General features: G+C 56.9%; 16 protein-coding genes. 13 read left to right on the top strand and 3 right to left on the bottom strand.

What is annotated here, in order from left to right:
• Positions 1–71: 71 nt before the first annotated feature.
• The 6 genes from gpmI (at position 72) to C0U40_RS01510 (ending at position 8,167) form a co-directional block, all read left to right on the top strand.
• Complete coding sequence (gene gpmI, locus C0U40_RS01535; RefSeq protein ID WP_101653991.1) at positions 72–1,589, top strand: 2,3-bisphosphoglycerate-independent phosphoglycerate mutase; 1,518 nt, start codon at positions 72–74, stop codon at positions 1,587–1,589.
• Complete coding sequence (locus tag C0U40_RS01530) at positions 1,586–2,728, top strand: murein hydrolase activator EnvC family protein (protein WP_101653990.1); 1,143 nt, start codon at positions 1,586–1,588, stop codon at positions 2,726–2,728. The genes gpmI and C0U40_RS01530 overlap by 4 nt, the downstream gene beginning before the upstream one ends.
• Positions 2,729–2,738: 10 nt before the next feature.
• A complete protein-coding gene (locus C0U40_RS01525) occupies positions 2,739–4,070 on the top strand; it encodes a S41 family peptidase (RefSeq protein ID WP_101654768.1) in 1,332 nt (443 codons plus the stop codon).
• Positions 4,067–4,552: an RNA pyrophosphohydrolase gene (locus C0U40_RS01520; RefSeq protein ID WP_101653989.1), complete on the top strand. Its 486-nt coding sequence runs from the start codon at positions 4,067–4,069 to the stop codon at positions 4,550–4,552. The genes C0U40_RS01525 and C0U40_RS01520 overlap by 4 nt, the downstream gene beginning before the upstream one ends.
• Positions 4,549–5,049, top strand: coding sequence for a hypothetical protein (locus C0U40_RS01515; RefSeq protein ID WP_101653988.1), 501 nt, complete (start codon positions 4,549–4,551; stop codon positions 5,047–5,049). Before C0U40_RS01520 ends, C0U40_RS01515 begins: the two co-directional genes overlap by 4 nt.
• 253 nt (positions 5,050–5,302) lie before the next feature.
• Positions 5,303–8,167 carry an error-prone DNA polymerase gene (locus C0U40_RS01510; RefSeq protein ID WP_101653987.1) on the top strand — a complete coding sequence of 955 codons (2,865 nt, stop codon included), beginning with the start codon at positions 5,303–5,305 and terminating at the stop codon, positions 8,165–8,167.
• On the opposite strand, the gene C0U40_RS01505 is transcribed toward C0U40_RS01510, so the two are convergent.
• Together C0U40_RS01505 and C0U40_RS01500 are read right to left on the bottom strand one after the other, a co-directional pair.
• Complete coding sequence (locus C0U40_RS01505) at positions 8,164–9,078, bottom strand: leucine-rich repeat domain-containing protein (protein ID WP_180957590.1); 915 nt, start codon at positions 9,076–9,078, stop codon at positions 8,164–8,166. The genes C0U40_RS01510 and C0U40_RS01505 overlap by 4 nt on opposite strands.
• 180 nt (positions 9,079–9,258) lie before the next feature.
• A complete protein-coding gene (locus tag C0U40_RS01500) occupies positions 9,259–10,083 on the bottom strand; it encodes a hypothetical protein (protein WP_101653985.1) in 825 nt (274 codons plus the stop codon).
• A 114-nt stretch (positions 10,084–10,197) separates the two neighbouring features.
• Between C0U40_RS01500 and C0U40_RS01495 the strand changes: the two genes are divergently transcribed.
• From C0U40_RS01495 to C0U40_RS01480, 4 genes are read left to right on the top strand one after another with little or no spacing between them, the layout of a single operon-like run.
• On the top strand, positions 10,198–11,310 hold the full coding sequence (locus C0U40_RS01495) for an S-(hydroxymethyl)glutathione dehydrogenase/class III alcohol dehydrogenase (protein ID WP_101653984.1): 1,113 nt from the start codon (positions 10,198–10,200) through the stop codon (positions 11,308–11,310).
• Positions 11,307–12,023, top strand: coding sequence for an NYN domain-containing protein (locus tag C0U40_RS01490; RefSeq protein WP_353616029.1), 717 nt, complete (start codon positions 11,307–11,309; stop codon positions 12,021–12,023). The genes C0U40_RS01495 and C0U40_RS01490 overlap by 4 nt, the downstream gene beginning before the upstream one ends.
• The gene (locus C0U40_RS01485; RefSeq protein ID WP_286134730.1) at positions 12,020–12,703 is read left to right on the top strand and encodes a nitroreductase family protein; all 684 of its coding nucleotides are present in this window, start codon (positions 12,020–12,022) and stop codon (positions 12,701–12,703) included. The genes C0U40_RS01490 and C0U40_RS01485 overlap by 4 nt, the downstream gene beginning before the upstream one ends.
• Before the next feature lie 9 nt (positions 12,704–12,712).
• Positions 12,713–13,651 (top strand): AEC family transporter, encoded by a 939-nt coding sequence (locus tag C0U40_RS01480; RefSeq protein WP_101653983.1) that lies wholly within the window; start codon positions 12,713–12,715, stop codon positions 13,649–13,651.
• Here C0U40_RS01480 and C0U40_RS01475 read toward each other — a convergent pair.
• A complete protein-coding gene (locus C0U40_RS01475; protein WP_101653982.1) occupies positions 13,644–14,015 on the bottom strand; it encodes an eCIS core domain-containing protein in 372 nt (123 codons plus the stop codon). The two genes, C0U40_RS01480 and C0U40_RS01475, sit on opposite strands and share 8 nt — an antisense overlap.
• 134 nt (positions 14,016–14,149) lie before the next feature.
• On the opposite strand from C0U40_RS01475, the gene fghA reads away from it, so the two are divergent.
• From fghA to C0U40_RS01460, 3 genes are read left to right on the top strand one after another with little or no spacing between them, the layout of a single operon-like run.
• Positions 14,150–14,983: an S-formylglutathione hydrolase gene (fghA, locus tag C0U40_RS01470; protein WP_101653981.1), complete on the top strand. Its 834-nt coding sequence runs from the start codon at positions 14,150–14,152 to the stop codon at positions 14,981–14,983.
• Between the two features lie 3 nt (positions 14,984–14,986).
• On the top strand, positions 14,987–16,444 hold the full coding sequence (gene sthA, locus C0U40_RS01465; RefSeq protein ID WP_101653980.1) for a Si-specific NAD(P)(+) transhydrogenase: 1,458 nt from the start codon (positions 14,987–14,989) through the stop codon (positions 16,442–16,444).
• Positions 16,441–16,911, top strand: coding sequence for a YaiI/YqxD family protein (locus tag C0U40_RS01460; protein ID WP_101653979.1), 471 nt, complete (start codon positions 16,441–16,443; stop codon positions 16,909–16,911). Before sthA ends, C0U40_RS01460 begins: the two co-directional genes overlap by 4 nt.
• Positions 16,912–16,922 lie beyond the last annotated feature (11 nt).

Here is a 16,922-nt window from a genome sequence, read left to right as displayed (position 1 = left end):
GAAAACTTGCCAACCGAGCCGATCACCGCTATCTGCTCATCCCAAGGCAATAACCGACCAGAGGTAAGCAGATGTCCCCGATCAAACCCGTTGTATTGTGTATTCTGGACGGCTGGGGACTACGCCCCGAAACGGAAGGCAACGCCGTCGCGCTGGCGGACACGCCGAACTTCGATCGCATCATGCGGAACTGTCCGAATAACACGCTAACAACGTTCGGGCCGGATGTGGGCCTGCCGGAAGGTCAGATGGGCAATTCCGAAGTTGGCCATATGAACATTGGCGCAGGGCGCGTGGTGGAAATGGATCTGGCCAAGATCAACGGTATCATCAAACGGGGTGAACTGGCGCAACAACCCGCCGTGGAGCGCATCATGACGATGGGCAACGGCATTGTGCATCTCTGTGGTGTCCTTTCGGACGGCGGCGTGCACAGCCATCTGGACCATATGATCGCGATGGCGCAGATTATGGACAAAGCTGGCCGGAAAACTGCGCTGCACCTGTTCACCGACGGGCGTGACGTAGCCCCGCAATCCGCTGATAAATATCTGGCCACCTTGCAAGCCGCCCTTCCCGAAAGCGCAACGATTGCCACGGTGTCCGGCCGGTATTATGCGCTTGATCGCGATAATCGCTGGGACCGCGTGGAACTGGCCTATCGCGCGATGGTGAACGGCACCGGCACCCCCTTCGCCAGCGCCAAAGACGTCATCGCAAAAAATTACGCGGATGACATCACGGACGAATTTTTCAAACCCGCCGTCATCGGATCCTATTCCGGTATGGAAGACGGCGATGTTCTGGTGTGCCTGAACTTCCGCGCCGACCGTGCCCGTGAAATCCTTGCGGCAATTGCACAACCCGGCTTTGACGGGTTTGACACCGGCCCCCGCCCCGAACTCGCGCTGGTCAGCGGCTTCACCGAATATTCCAAAGCCCACAGCGCCTACGTGGATTGCATCTTTCCCGAAGAAGACATTGTAAACACACTCGGCGCTTGGGTCGCGCAAAAGGGCCTGTCCCAGTTCCGCATTGCAGAAACCGAAAAATACCCCCATGTGACCTTCTTTTTGAACGGCGGTGTCGAAGTCCCCGAAGACGGCGAGGACCGCTATCTTGCCGCCAGTCCCAAGGTCGCGACCTACGATTTGCAGCCGGAAATGTCCTCTGCCGAAGTGACAGAGCATCTGGTGGGGGCGATCAACTCCGGTGAATACCACCTGATCGTCGTGAATTACGCCAACCCCGATATGGTCGGCCATACCGGCAGTATAGAAGCCGCAACCGCCGCTTGCGCTGCGGTGGATAAGGGGTTGGGTCAGGTTTTGGCGGCGCTTGAAAATGCAGGCGGCGCGATGCTGCTGTGTGCAGATCACGGCAATTGTGAAACCATGGTTGATCCCGAAACCGGCGGGCCACATACCGCTCACACCACAAATCCGGTGCCTGTAGCCTTGATCGGCGGCCCGAAAAGCGCAAAGCTGCGCGCAAACGGTCGGTTGGCCGATCTTGCCCCGACGCTGCTGGCGCTGATGGGGCTGGACCAGCCACCTGAAATGACAGGTAAGAGTTTGCTGGACGCATGAGAGCAGGGCGCGGAATTCTAGCGGCAGTATTGGCTGCCACGCTTGGCTGTGGTCCGGCACTCGCGCAGGGCGACCCTGTGATGAAAGCTCAACTCGCCTCTGAAGCGCTCAGCGCTGCAACCCGCGATCTTGCCAAAGCCGAAAGTGCAAAAGACCGTGTTAAGGCTCTGAGTGAAACGGTACGGGCCTATGAAGCAGGTCTCAGCGCCATGCGCGACGGGCTGCGCGGTGCCACGATCCGCGAACGGGTGATCCGGCTGGAGTTTGAAAACCGCCGTGACCAGCTCAGCCGGTTATTGGGAATCCTGCAAACTCTGGAACGCGCCAGCACGCCCATGCTGTTGATCCATCCCACCGGTCCTGTTGGCACTGCCCGATCCGGCATGATGATGTCCGAGGTCACGCCGGCCCTGCAAAGACAGGCCGAAGAATTGCGCTCCCAGCTGGAAGAGCTACAGGAATTGCGCACCCTCCAGACCAACGCGGAAGAAAAACTGCGCTTGGGGCTGGCAGGCGTTCAGGAAGCGCGCGTCGCGCTCAGTCAGGCGATATCGGATCGCACCGATCTACCCACCCGCCTGTCGGACGACCCGATAAAGACACAAATTCTGGCAGACAGCGCCACTTCGCTTGAAGTTTTTGCCCAAAGCATTGGTGTCCTTCCACCGGAAACAGATGCAGCAGCGACGATCCCGTTCGACCGGATGCGCGGCACCCTTCGCCTGCCAGTGGAAGGCACGCAACTGCGCGGCTTCAACGAGGTGGACGCGGCCGGATTGAAACGCCCCGGACTTGTGATTGCGGCGCGTCCGCTGGCACTGGTGACAGCACCGGTCGCCGCGACAATCCGCTATTCAGGGGCTTTTCTGGATTACGGAAACGTGATCATTCTGGAACCCCAGTCCGGCTATCTTCTGGTGATCGCGGGCATGGAACAGGTATACGGTGAAACCGGACAAATCGTCGATCAGGGCGCTCCGGTGGGATTGCTGGGCGGAAGTCAGGCAGCCACGCAAGAGTTTCTGGTCGAAGCCTCGGATGGCACTGGCGCAACCGCGCAAGAAACGCTCTATATGGAGCTGAGACATAACGGCAAGCCTGTAGACCCCGGAGTCTGGTTTGCCATCAATGACAGGTAGGATGGATTTTATGAAGAAACTTGCACTGGCCGCAGTTGGCGGAACTCTGGCGGGGATTGTCCTGACGGCACAACTGACTGGGCCGCTGATCGCACAAGAGGCCGCGCGCACGAAATCCACCTACGAGCAGCTTGACCTGTTCGGAGACATTTTCGAACGCATCCGTTCCGCCTATGTGGAAGAGGTGGACGAACAGGAACTGATCCGCTCCGCCATCAACGGCATGCTGACCTCGCTTGATCCCCATTCGTCCTATCTGCCGCCCGAAGATTTCGATTCCATGCAAGTGCAGACACGGGGCGAGTTCGGTGGCCTTGGTATCGAAGTCACTCAGGAAAACGGCTTTGTGAAAGTGGTCAGTCCGATTGACGACACTCCCGCTGATGCCGCCGGTGTTCAGGCCGGTGACTTCATTACGCAGGTGGACGGCGAAAGCACGCTCGGCATGACCCTTGACGATGCAGTAGATCTGATGCGCGGGCCGATCGGCAGCGAGATCGTCATCACCATCGTGCGCGAAGGCAGCGAAGAACCCTTTGATGTCACCATCGTGCGCGACACCATCAAGGTCAAAGCCTCCCGCGCGCGGATCGAAGGGGACAGCGTGGTCCTGCGGATCACAACCTTCTCGGACCAGACATATGCCAACCTAGAAGCCGGTCTGAACGAAAAAGTCGCGGAACTTGGCGGGATCGACAAGGTCAGCGGCTTTGTCATCGACCTGCGGAACAATCCGGGTGGTCTGCTCAATCAGGCAATCCTGGTCAGCGACGCCTTCCTCGAGAAAGGCGAAATCGTATCGACCCGCGGCCGCAACCCGCAGGACAGCGACCGGATCAATGCCCAGCCGGGCGATCTGGCACAGGGCAAGCCCATCGTGGTGCTGATCAACGGCGGCTCTGCTTCGGCCTCGGAAATTGTTGCAGGTGCACTGCAAGACCATCACCGCGCCGTAGTTATCGGCACCCGCTCTTTCGGGAAAGGGTCTGTGCAAACCATCATGCCCCTGCAAGGCGATGGCGCCATGCGCCTGACAACAGCGCGGTATTACACACCATCTGGCCGCTCCATTCAGGCATTGGGCGTATCTCCTGACATTATCGTCGAACAGCGTCCTCAAATCGAAGTCGCTGCCGAAGAAGACGCCCGCCAGCAACGTTTTGAGGCCGACCTGCGTGGCGCTCTGAACAATGACAGCCTGACCGAAGACCAGCAAAACCAGTTGGAAGAGGAACGGCTCGCCGCAGAGAAAGCCGCTGAGCTGCGCAATGAAGACGCGCAACTGGCCTATGCTTTGGATGTGCTGAAAGGTTTGTCCGTTCTGGAGAATGACGCCGAATGACTCCTGAAGCCATAGCAGAGCTGCCCTATCGCCCCTGTGTCGGGCTGATGGTTATCAACAGGGACGGCCATGTCTTTGCCGGCCAGCGGCTCGACAATTTCAAGGACGCCTGGCAGATGCCGCAAGGCGGTGTGGAGCGGGACGAATCCCCCCGCACTGCTGCTCTGCGTGAACTGGAAGAGGAAACCGGCATCCCCGCCAGCGCGGTAGAAGTGGTGGCCGAGACCGAAGACTGGATTCCCTACGACCTGCCCCATGCACTGGTGCCCAAACTCTGGAAAGGGCGGTTTCGCGGACAGAAGCAAAAGTGGTTCCTGCTGCGCTTCACCGGAGAGGATTCCGTGGTGAATATCGCAACCAAAGAACCGGAATTCCGGGAATGGTGCTGGCTGAAACCCGAAGACCTTCTGGAAAAGATAGTCCCCTTCAAACGGGACACCTATGAACGGGTGATCCGCGAATTCAAGGATCTCGCCGGATGAAACGGACAGGCCTGTTTTCCATGGTGATCGCGGGCCTGTTTTTCGGCGGTGAGGTTCAGGCGCTTAGCTGTATGCGCCCGAATCTGGCCGAAGCGTTCAACCGCTTTCAGGCCTCTGACGACACCTATGTGATCGCCATGGGTAAAATCCGGCCTACTGGCAAACAGCCCCCTTATCAGGAAGGCCAATCTCGTAGAATGTCGGCGGAACTTTCCGGTCGTTTCATGGGGTTAGACGGATTTGGTGCAGAGACGACCCGCAACCTGACCATAGAAACACATTGTCTGGCCCATTGGTGCGGCGGCTTGCCAGCCTCTCCGGAACAGGAACAGCTTATGTTCTTGCGCCGCACGGCTGACGGGCTGACACTTGATATGCAGGCCTGCCCCGATGGCAGCCTGACCCTGCCTAGCAAAGACCGCGTCGACCTTTTGCAATCCTGCCTGAAGCGGGGCAGATGCACAGAGTCAGACCTGCGGACGATGGAAGAACGCTGACAGCGCAGACTTTGGATATTTAATCCAAAAAGAGCAATCAGGCGCCCTGATAGAACCTGACAGGGCGCCCTCTTTTTGGGCGGTCATCGCCTTCCCAGGCTGTACCGCATCCTCACTTTGCCACGCCTACGTAAAGAAAAAGTTAAGAGCCTCTTTTTGGTTAAAATATCCAGTCCTGACATTGCCGGAAATGCTGGGCTTGAAGGTTTCAGGAGGACTCGCAAAAAGAACAAAACGTGAATATACCTATAGAATGGCTTTCGTCGAACTGTGCAACACCTCCAACTTCACCTTTCTGGGTGGCGGCTCCCATGCCGAGGAATACGCACGTCAGGCGTTTGAATTTGCCATGCCGGCCCTTGCCATTGCGGATGTAAATTCCGTGGCGGGGATCGTGCGCGCCCATGTGGAACTGCGCGAGATCGCGCGTAAGCTGCGGGAAACAGGGGAAGAGGCCATCGTTCCGCGCCTGCTGCCTGCGACACGACTGGAAACGGTCGAAGGATTATCGATGGTCGCACTGCCACGGGACCGGACAGCCTGGGGGCGGATGTGCCAGATGCTGACGCAGGCAAAACAGCGGGCGGGCAAGGGGGAATGCCTGCTGCGGTTTGAAGATATTCTGGAACAGGGAGAGGGACTGGAGCTTTTGCTCTTGCCGGTCAGCCCCATATATCCACAGGGGGCTGATGGTTGGCAGGTACGGGCGCAAAGGTTGATCCGGCGCTTTGGTGCGGCCGTGTCTGTGCTGATGGCACCCTGTTATGACGGGCAGGACAGCGCGCGGTTTGACGCTGTGGCAGAGCAGGCCCGAAAGTTGGGGGTGCAGACCGTTGCCTCTGCCACGCCGGTGATGCATCGCGGGTCGCGCCGCAGGCTGAGCGATGTTCTGACCTGCATCCGCGAAAGCCTGTGCATCGACGACATCGGCCATAAGGCGTTGTCCAATGCGGAACGGCACATGCGCAACGAAGCGGCGATGTTGCGGCTTTTTGCAGGGCATGAAGACGCGGTCCACCGCAGCGGTGAAATTGCACAGCGCTGCCGGTTTTCCCTTGATGAGCTGAAATATGAATACCCTTCGGAAATTTCGGTCGGGGAAGCCCCGCAGCAACGGCTGGAAAGGCTATCGCGAGAGGGGTTGAAATGGCGTTACCCCGAGGGCGTACCGGAGCGGGTGGCGCAAATGCTGACCCATGAACTGACCCTGATCGGAAAGCTGGGCTATGCGCCCTATTTCCTGACCGTGCATGATCTGGTGGATTTTGCCCGCTCCCGCAATATCCTGTGTCAGGGGCGTGGCTCGGCGGCCAATTCCGTGGCCTGTTTTGCCTTGGGCGTGACCTCTGTTTCGCCAGAGGTGGGGACGATGGTGTTTGAGAGGTTCGTTTCAGAGGCGCGGGACGAACCACCCGACATCGACGTGGATTTTGAACATGAACGCCGCGAGGAGGTGATCCAGTATATCTATGAACGCTATGGCCGCCACCGCGCGGGGCTTTGCGCAACGGTGGTGCATTACCGTGGCAAACGGGCGATCCGCGAGGTGGGCCGCGCGATGGGTCTGTCCGGAGATACGATCTCGGCCCTGTCCTCGCAGCTTTGGGGGTGGGGCAGCGGCGGAATGCCGGAACAGCAGTTACGCGAACTGGGGCTGGACCCGAACGAACCGCGTTTGAAACAGACTCTTGATCTGGTGGATCAGATTGTCGGCTTTCCCCGCCATCTGTCCCAACATGTGGGCGGTTTCGTCATTACCGAAGGCGCGCTGGATGCACTGGTGCCGATTGAAAACGCCGCGATGGAGGGGCGGACTGTCATTTGTTGGGACAAGGACGACATCGACGCGCTGGGTATTCTGAAGGTGGATGTGCTGTCACTCGGCATGCTGACCTGCATCCGCAAGGCGTTTGATCTGATCGAAAACCACCACGGCACGGAATACACACTCGCCAGTCTGCCGCCCGAAGACCCTAAAGTTTACGACATGCTGTGCGAGGCGGACAGTCTGGGGGTGTTTCAGGTGGAAAGCCGCGCGCAGATGAACTTTCTGCCCCGTATGCGGCCGCGCACGTTTTATGATCTGGTGATCGAGGTGGCGATCATCCGGCCCGGCCCCATTCAGGGGGATATGGTGCACCCTTTCATCCGCCGCCGTCAGGGGTTGGAAGAGGTGTCTTTTCCCTCTGATGCCTTAGGGGAAGTACTGGGCAAGACCCTTGGTGTGCCGCTGTTTCAGGAACAGGCGATGCAGATTGCGATCATTGGTGCAGGTTTCACGCCGGAACAGGCGGACCGTTTGCGCCGGTCGCTCGCCACTTTCAAGAAACACGGCAATGTATCGGAATTCCGCGAGCTTTTCCTCTCGGGTATGGCAAAAAACGGCTATGATGAAGACTTCGCAGCCCGCTGTTTCGGCCAGATCGAAGGCTTCGGGTCTTACGGTTTTCCCGAAAGCCATGCCGCCAGCTTTGCCCTGTTGGTTTATGCCAGCGCATGGCTGAAATGCCACCACCCCGGAATTTTCGCCTGTGCGCTTTTGAACAGCCAACCGATGGGGTTTTACGCGCCGGCCCAGATCGTGCGGGATGCCCGCGAACACGGGGTGACAGTGCGCCCTGTCTGTATCAACGCCAGCTACTGGGACAATGTGATGGAACCGGACGGTCGCGGCGGGCTGGCCTTGCGGCTCGGGTTTCGCCAGATCCGCAAAATGCGCGAGGAAGAGGCCATGTGGATCTGTTCGGCGCGGGGCAACGGCTATACCCAAGTGGAAGATGTCTGGCGCCGCGCCGGAACTCCGCCCCATGTGCTGGAGATACTGGCCGAGGCGGATGCTTTCGCCGCTTTGGGAGATAACCGGCGCGAGGCTTTGTGGCACGCAAAGGCGGTCAAAGGTGCAGCGCCCCTGCCCCTGTTCGCACAGGAACTGGACGGAGAAGGACTGGAGGAACCGCCCGTCACCCTGCCCGAGATGAGCGCGGGTGAAAATGTGGTGGAAGACTATGTGTCCATGCGCCTGACCCTGCGGGCCCACCCGATGGCCCTGTTGCGGCCTTTGTTAACGCCAGACAGTGGGCCGGTTGGCAAGCCGCAGAAAGAGCGGGGAGGGCGTTAACGGCCGATCTTCAAGCCGCGGTTTTCCCGTTCTGCCAAAGGCGAAAAATCACTGACAGCAGAGCCTTGCAACCGTACTTCCCGCAATTTTTCGAGTCCCGCCAGCGGTGCAACATCCTGCACGGCAGTGGCGCTCAGATCAAGGAACCGGAGGTTTTCCATGGTGGCCAGCGGCGAAATATCTTCTACAGCAGTCAGCCCGAGGTTCAGTTCCACCAGCAGGTCCAGTTTGCTCAGCGGGCTGATGTCACGCACGAATGTCCCGTCGAGCTTCAGGATTTTTATCAGGAACAGCTCCGACAGGGGCGAAATATCTTCTATCATCGTGCCACCAAGAGACAGCTCGTGCATCACCTCGAACCCGCGCAACACGGAAATATCCGTGACCAGACTGTCTGCAAGGTTCAACCACGTCAGTTTCTTGTGATTGCGCAGCGGCGAAAGGTCGGACACCAAAGTGCCCCGAATGCTCAGCCGTCGCAGATTGGCAAGCTGTTTGAGGGGCGACAAATCCTCGATCAAGGTATCGTCGGCGCCAATGTCTTCAATCCATGTCATCCTTGCGAGAGGGGACAGATCCGTTACAGCCGAACCGTTCATATACAGATGGCGCAAGGATTTCAGAGAGGTCAGGGGCGAAAGGTCAGTCACTTGCGTCTCGGACATGCTGATCATTTCAACCCCGCGCATCTTTGCCAGCGGAGACAGGTCAACAATAGACGACCCGTCAAGCAGCAAATCGCGCACATCATCCACGCCAGCCAGTTCGGAAAAATCATCCGCCTGTACGTTACGCAGGTCCAGAACCCCCCGTTCGGAAACATAAGCGCCCAAAACACTGGTCCGGTTGGTACTGTCTTCAACCTGATCAACAGGCAGCTGCAGGTTGTCATTTTCAACAGGAACATTCACCTGCGCGGCTGCTGGCGACATACAAAAGAAAAGTACTGAAATTGCCGGAATCAGCCGTGCAAGCCCCATGAAAAACCTCAAAATCTGTTGGACGAAGAGTCTATTCGTTAAAAATAGGACACGGTCGGCAAGTTACAACAGTTAAATCAGCCTCGTTCCGTGTTTGAGGAGACCAGCCGTTCAGAACCTTTTGTACCATTTCACATAAACCGTTCCTCCGGTCGAACTGGTGCGCGAGGCAAAGCGGTTTTGATAGGCGGTTTTCGCCCCGATCTCGATACTGCCGTCCCTTTTGAGCGGTATCTTCAACTCCAGCCCAAGGGCCGGTTCCAGCCTGTTGTTAAAGTCCCTGCCTTTCTGGTCCGCCTTGGCCAGTAACGATACGAAAGGCACAACTTTCAGGTCTGTAGTTCGATAGGGCACCGCCACCGCCAGTTTACCAAACGCCTGCAACTGTCCGTTGTTGCGTTCGCTAAGATGGAGGGAGCCTGGATGACGGAAGTTGGCCCAACCGCTTAGCACCAGTTCGCTACCTTCCCTGCGGGACAACCAGCGGGGTTGCCATGTTTTGTAAACGGAAGCATCGGCCGTCCAGACGAATGCACTGCGCATCACGCCGGTACTGAACTCCTGCTCCATCTTCCATTTACCACCAAAGGACAGTTTGACAGCATCATTCGGCCTGAACCGGATCTCGCTACCCAAGGCAAAAGTGTATTTGTTATTATACTCGAAACCGTCACTGTCTTTGAGCAAAACAAGAGTCGCATAAGCCGCAAAAACAGATTTTTCCGATAGCCTGAAAAGGGTTACAGAGGGTTTTATATACAGTTCGAACTTTGCGTTCTCCTGATAGATCTCGGCCAGATCGGGAGGTGCATTAAAGGAACCGTAGATTTCCAGCGAATAGTCATAACTTCGATTGAACAGGCGCAAGGGTTCTGCCTGAAAAGGCAGTGCAGCGTTCAGCAGAACAGCAAGCGTCAGGAAGCAAAAGCGGAACATCCTTAAACTTTGCTTAAAATTAGTTAATAAACTCCTAGCGCTTCGGGGAATTGAATTGTCAAACAGCGCCAGATTTTGCAGGGTAGCGCGAAAGTTCTGATACGGAGAAAGCACATGAGAACCCGCGCCGCCGTTGCTGTAGAAGCAGGAAAACCGCTTGAAATCATGGAAGTAAACCTTGAAGGCCCAAAGGCCGGCGAGGTGCTGGTCGAAATCAAGGCGACCGGATTGTGCCATACGGATGAATTCACCCGCTCCGGCGATGATCCCGAAGGCATCTTCCCAGCGATCCTCGGCCACGAAGGGGCCGGTGTGGTGATCGAAGTGGGCGAAGGCGTGACCAGTCTGGAAGTTGGCGATCACGTGATTCCGCTCTACACGCCGGAATGTCGGGAATGCGAATACTGTCTCAATCCGAAAACAAACCTCTGCCAGAAGGTACGTGCAACCCAAGGTCAGGGCCTGCTGCCGGACGGCTCCACCCGCTTTTCCATGTTGGATGGCACGCCGATCCATCACTACATGGGCTGCTCCACCTTCGCCAACCACACTGTCGTGCCAGAAATCGCGCTGGCCAAAGTGCGCAAGGACGCGCCGTTCGACAAGATTTGTTACATCGGATGCGGCGTGACCACCGGCATCGGTGCCGTCATCAACACCGCCAAAGTCGAAATCGGCTCGCGCGGGATCGTATTCGGTCTGGGTGGCATCGGTTTGAACGTGATCCAGGGCCTGCGCCTTGCAGGGGCGGACCAGATTGTTGGTGTTGACCTGAACGAAGGCAAACGGGAAATGGCCGAACGCTTCGGCATGACCGACTTTGTGAATCCTTCCGAAGTGGAAGGCGATCTGGTGGCCCATCTTGTCGAACTGACCAAGGGTGGTGCGGATTACACATTTGATGCCACTGGCAACGTGAATGTGATGCGCACTGCACTGGAAGCGGCGCATAAGGGTTGGGGCGAAAGCATCATCATCGGCGTTGCCCCTGCGGGTGCGGAAATCTCCACCCGTCCGTTCCAGCTTGTCACCGGACGCAGCTGGCGCGGCACGGCCTTTGGCGGTGCTTCGGGGCGCACAGATGTACCTAAGATCGTGGACTGGTACATGGACGGCAAGATCGAGATCGACCCGATGATCACCCACAAACTGACACTGGACGAGATCAACCACGGTTTTGATCTGATGCACGAAGGCAAGTCGATCCGCGCCGTGGTGGAATTTTGATCGACGCAAACATCCCCCGACTCGCCGTCTTTATTGACGGCGACAACGTCAGTGCGGCTTACGCCGAGGTGATACTGGAAGAAATTGCCAGTTTCGGTGAGATCAGCTTGCGCCGCATTTACGGGGATTTTTCCAGCTCTCGCATGAACCGCTGGTCGGAAAATCAGGTCAAGTTTGGCATCGTGGCCCAACACGTTCCAAGCACCACAACCGGCAAGAATGCCAGCGATATTGCTCTGGTAATTGACGCCATCGACCAGTTGCATTCGGGTCTTTATGACGGGTTCTTCATTGTATCGTCAGACGGGGACTATACCCGTCTGGCGCACCGCATCCGCGAAGAAGGAGTGCATGTCTACGGCATCGGGGAGCGCAAAACTCCAGAAGCCTTCAGAATGGCCTGCAAGCGGTTCATTTTTATCGAAAACCTGCTACCCAAGGCGGAGGATGCCAAGACAGGACCGACTGTAGAAAAAGCAGACCTGAATTTTGCCTACAACCGTATCCGCACGGCCCTGCGCGCCATCAACGAGGATAACGAAGAGGTCCATCTCAGCCAGGTGGTACAAGAGCTGAACAAACGTTATCCCGATTTTGACCCCCGTTCTTTTGGCAAGAAACGTTTGCTGGATCTGATCAACGAAATCAGCAAATTCAAAGTCACGAAACGGGGCAATGTAGTCTTTGTACAGGAAAAGGCGAAAACAAAGTGACCCAGCCCCCGAAATACACCCCGATCCCCCTGCCCGACCGCTTTGAGTATACAGACGAAGAGACCCGCTTTCATGCGCTGTCTTTCATGAATTTCATGCGCAAACGGCATACGGTGCGGGATTATTCGGATCGGGATGTGGATCGGGGCGTGATCGAGGATTGCATCGCCGCCGCCGGTACCGCCCCCAGCGGGGCCAACCACCAGCCCTGGCATTTTGTGGCCATCCGCAACCCCGACATGAAGGCCCGAGTAAGGGCTGCCGCAGAATCCGAAGAAGACGCCTTTTATGAAGGCGGTGCCGGCGCGGAATGGCTGGCAGCGCTGGAACCCATTGGCACCGACAAGCACAAACCCCACCTGACCGACGCCCCCTGGCTGATCGTAGTCTTTGCCGAACGCTACGGGATGCGCGAGGACGGAGAGAAGTTCAAGAATTACTACGTGCCGGAAAGTGTTGGCATAGCCACGGGATTTCTACTGGCTGCCCTGCATCACGCAGGTCTGGTCAGCCTGACCCACACACCGAACCCGATGAAATTCCTGAATGACATGTGCGGCAGGCCATCTTCTGAGAAGGCGACGATGATCATCGCAGTAGGCCACCCCAGCGATACAGCAACCGTGCCGGAGATCGCCAAACACAAAAAGCCGCTTTCCCAGATTATGACCGTTTTATAAGAAATTGAAATGTTAGAGATATTCCTGCAAACCTTGCCGTTCTTTGCGCTTATTGCGATAGGATATCTCGCTGCTGCAACGCGATTTTTCGGGCCAGAGGCCACGACCTATCTGACCAAATTCGTCTTCTACTTCGCTCTCAGCGCCATGCTGTTGCGGTTTTCCAGTTCCCTTCCCATTACCGAAATTTTCGATCTGCAATTCGGGCTGGCTTATCTGGCGGGCTGTGTTGCCGTGTATCTTTTGTTCACTGTCGTGGCCCTGATACGGGGAACCGGATGGGCCATCGCAGCGATCGAGGCACAATGTGCCGTGATCGGGAACGCCGGTTTTCTGGCCCTGCCCATGCTGGTAGCCTTGCTGGGTGATGCCGCTGCCGCGCCGGTCCTGTTTGTGCTGGCGATTGATCTGATTGTTTTCGGATCATTGGTCGTGATCCTGATAACCGCATCGCGGGAAGGGTCTGTGTCCCTTGGATCCTTGCGCCGGATCGGGGTTGGCCTGCTGAAAAATCCGATGGTTATGTCCATGACACTCGGTCTGATCTGGTCGGCGCTGGAATTTCCGGTGCCACAGCCTGCGGATGATTTTTTGCGGATACTCGGCTCTGCAGCGACCCCGTGCGCGCTGTTCGCGATTGGTGCATCTCTCGTCGGGCAAACGGCGGAACGGCCTGCTATTGCCGTCTGGCTCAGCTTTGGAACACTGGTGATCCAGCCCGCCGCAGTCGCCTTTTTCGCGCTTTGGGTGTTTGATGTAGACCCGTTTGCAGCCGGTATCATGATTGCAACCGCAGCCATGCCGACTGCGGGCAATATCTATATTCTGGCGCAGCACTACGGTGTCGCCCCTGCGCGGGTGTCTTCCACCATCCTGATGTCTACAGTGGCCAGTGTAGCGACCCTGTCAGTGGTGCTGGGCTGGGTGATCAGCAACGGGCCTACTTAGACACCAGCGCCTTTCCTTTGGTGGATTTGGGATAGGTGCCGCCGTTTTGTTGCGCAACATGGGTCAGTTCATGTGCGATCAACTCTACATTTTTGGCATCAGCGGCTTTGGCGAAATACATGTCGTAGTCCACCGTAAACACTTTGGCTTTGATAGACTTTCCAACCTCCTTGATGTTGCCCCCCGTGTGCAACATGACTTTCTTGAAATCACCTTTGAAAGAGTCTTTCATCGATTTTGCAATCGCCGGTGACAGTTTCTTGGCGGTCGTGTCTTCCGGCAATTCTTTTAATTTCTTTGAAATGGCACGCTTGCCCTTTTCATCTTCAATCACGGTCTTCACAGTCTCGGGAATATTAACCATCGGATGGCTTCCTTTTGCTTATGGACTTGGGATCAATGGGCCAAGCATAGCACGAAACCACCCTCAAGACGATTGATCTGTTGAGGCGAGCATGAATCTCGGCTAGGCCTGATGAAAAATGACGGAGATCCGCAATGGAAATGCTATCGGAAAACAAGTGCTTTGACGGGGTACAGGGGGTCTATTCGCACCGTTCGGAAAGCTGCAAGGGCGACATGACATTCGGCCTGTTTGTGCCGCCACAGGCCGAACTGCAAGAGGTTCCGGTGCTGTGGTATCTGTCAGGTTTGACCTGCACCCATGAAAACGCCATGACCAAAGCAGGTGCGCAACGCTGGGCGGCGGAAAACGGAATTGCGCTGGTCTTTCCGGATACCTCGCCGCGGGGTGAGGATGTTGCCGATGACGACGCCTATGATCTGGGTAAAGGGGCCGGGTTCTATGTGAACGCGACCCAAGACCCTTGGGCACCGCATTACAGGATGTTCGACTATATCGCAGATGAACTGCCCGCGCTGCTGTTTCGGGAATTTCCCCTGCTGGAAGAGGCACAGGGCATCACCGGCCATTCCATGGGCGGACATGGTGCGCTGACGCTGGCTATGGCGCGTCCGGATCAATACACTTCCGTCTCTGCCTTTGCGCCAATCGCCAACCCGACTGCTTCGGATTGGGGCCGCAAACAACTATCCGCCTATCTGGGCGATGATGAGGCCGCTTGGGCCGCCCATGACGCAACGCTTTTGATGCGGGAAACCGGCCACCCGTCCCACGTCCTGATCGATCAGGGCAGCGCTGACAATTTTCTGGACCTTCTCAAGCCGGAGGCCCTGTCCGAAGCCATGGCCGCACGGCGCCAGCCCGGTACATTCCGGATGCAGGCGGGGTATGACCACAGCTATTTCTTTGTCTCAACCTTCATGGAAGACCACGTCGCCTTCCACGCAGACGCCCTTTACGGAGTATAATACATGAGCCGCTATGATCTGGTTGTTATTGGCAGTGGACCTGCCGGAAAATCTGCCGCGATCCAAGCGGCGAAGCTGCACCGCAAGGTTCTGGTGGTAGAACGCAACGAGCGTGTGGGAGGCGTGTCTGTTCACACCGGCACCATCCCGTCAAAAACCCTGCGGGAAACCGCGCTGAACCTGTCAGGCTGGCGAGAGCGGAGCTTTTACGGCCGGTCCTACCGCGCACGGGACGGCATCCAGTCTGCGGACCTTCAGGCCCGCCTTCACAAGACACTGGATTACGAAGTGGATGTGCTGGAACACCAGTTTACCCGTAACCGTGTTGAAACGATGGAAGGTGAAGCGCGGTTTATCTCCGAAAATGTGATAGAGGTTAAGAGCCTTGACGGAGAAACCACTGAAATCTCATCTGACAGCTTTGTAATCTGTACCGGAACCAAGCCTTTCAGGCCCGAGTATATTCCCTTCAACGGCACTACTGTCTTTGACAGCGACGAAATCCTGACGCTGCCCAACATCCCGCGCAGCATGATCGTGATCGGTGCGGGCGTAATCGGGGTGGAATATGCCACGATCCTTTGTTCGCTGGACGTGCAAGTGACTCTGGTTGAACCCCGCGACAGTTTTTTGGACTTTATCGACAACACGCTAATCGCTGAATTTACGCAACAAATCCGCGAGATGGGCATCGATCTGCGCCTAGGCTCCAAGGTCGATCTGGTCGAACAGAAGGGCGACTTTGTCGAGATTTCGATGGAAAACGGTCGTCACGTCCGCGCTGAAATGCTGTTGTTTGCGGCTGGACGCATGGGGGCGACAGAGGCGCTGAATCTGGAAGCCGTCGGGCTGGAAACCGATCACCGTGGCCGGATCAGTGTAAACCGCGAAACCTATCAATCTGCTGTCCCCCATATCTATGCGGCGGGCGATGTGATCGGTTTCCCCTCGCTTGCCTCTACATCGTTGCAACAGGGGCGTGTTGCGGCCTGCCATGCGCTTGATACGCCGACCCTGCCACAATCGCCGTGGTTCCCTTATGGCATTTATTCGGTGCCTGAAATGTCCACCTGCGGCATGTCCGAAGAAGAAGTACAGGAACGGGGCATCCCCTACGAAATCGGTCTGGCGCGGTTCTCCGAGACCTCACGCGGGCATATTATGGGGATTGAAAACGGCATGTTGAAAATGCTGGTGTCCTTGAAAACCCGCCGTCTGTTGGGCGTGCAGATCATGGGCGAAGGCGCGACCGAACTGATCCACATTGCGCAGGCGGTTCTGAACCTGAAGGGCACCGTGGATTACTTTATCGAGAACACCTTCAATTACCCGACCCTTGCCGAAGCCTATAAAATTGCCGGGCTGGATGCATTCAACCGGATGCCCATCCCCGAGCAGTACAAGGTTACATCTGAAAAGAAGAAAGCCAAAACAAAAGCCAAGACGAAAGAGTCCAAGTGAGCAGCATATACATCGACGCTGATGCCTGTCCGGTCAAGGAAGAGACCCTGCGTGTTGCGGACCGCCATAAGGTTAAGGTCTTTGTGGTATCAAACGGGGGCATCCGCCCGAACCCCCATCCGCTGGTGGAAACCGTGGTGGTGGATGCCGGTCCTGATGTGGCGGATATGTGGATTGCAGATCGTTGCAAGGCAGGCGATGTGGTGGTCACTGGGGACATCCCGCTGGCGGCCAAGTGTCTTGAAGCGGGCGCCCGCGTGATACAGCATAACGGCGAAATGTTCACCAAGACCAATATCGGCAACCGTCTGGCCACGCGGGATCTTATGGCCGATCTGCGGGCAGCCGATCCGTTCCGGCAGGGCGGCGGCAAACCCTTTTCCAAGGCCGATCGCTCCCGTTTTCTGGATGTCTTGGAACGGGAATTGCGCTTTGCCCTGCGCGAAACAGGGGGCGAAACAGCCTGACGGGCCAGCTC

This window comes from Neptunicoccus cionae (genome assembly GCF_002860325.1).
Classification (GTDB): Bacteria; Pseudomonadota; Alphaproteobacteria; order Rhodobacterales; family Rhodobacteraceae; genus Amylibacter; species Amylibacter lutimaris.
This window is presented reverse-complemented; position numbering and strand designations above follow the sequence as displayed.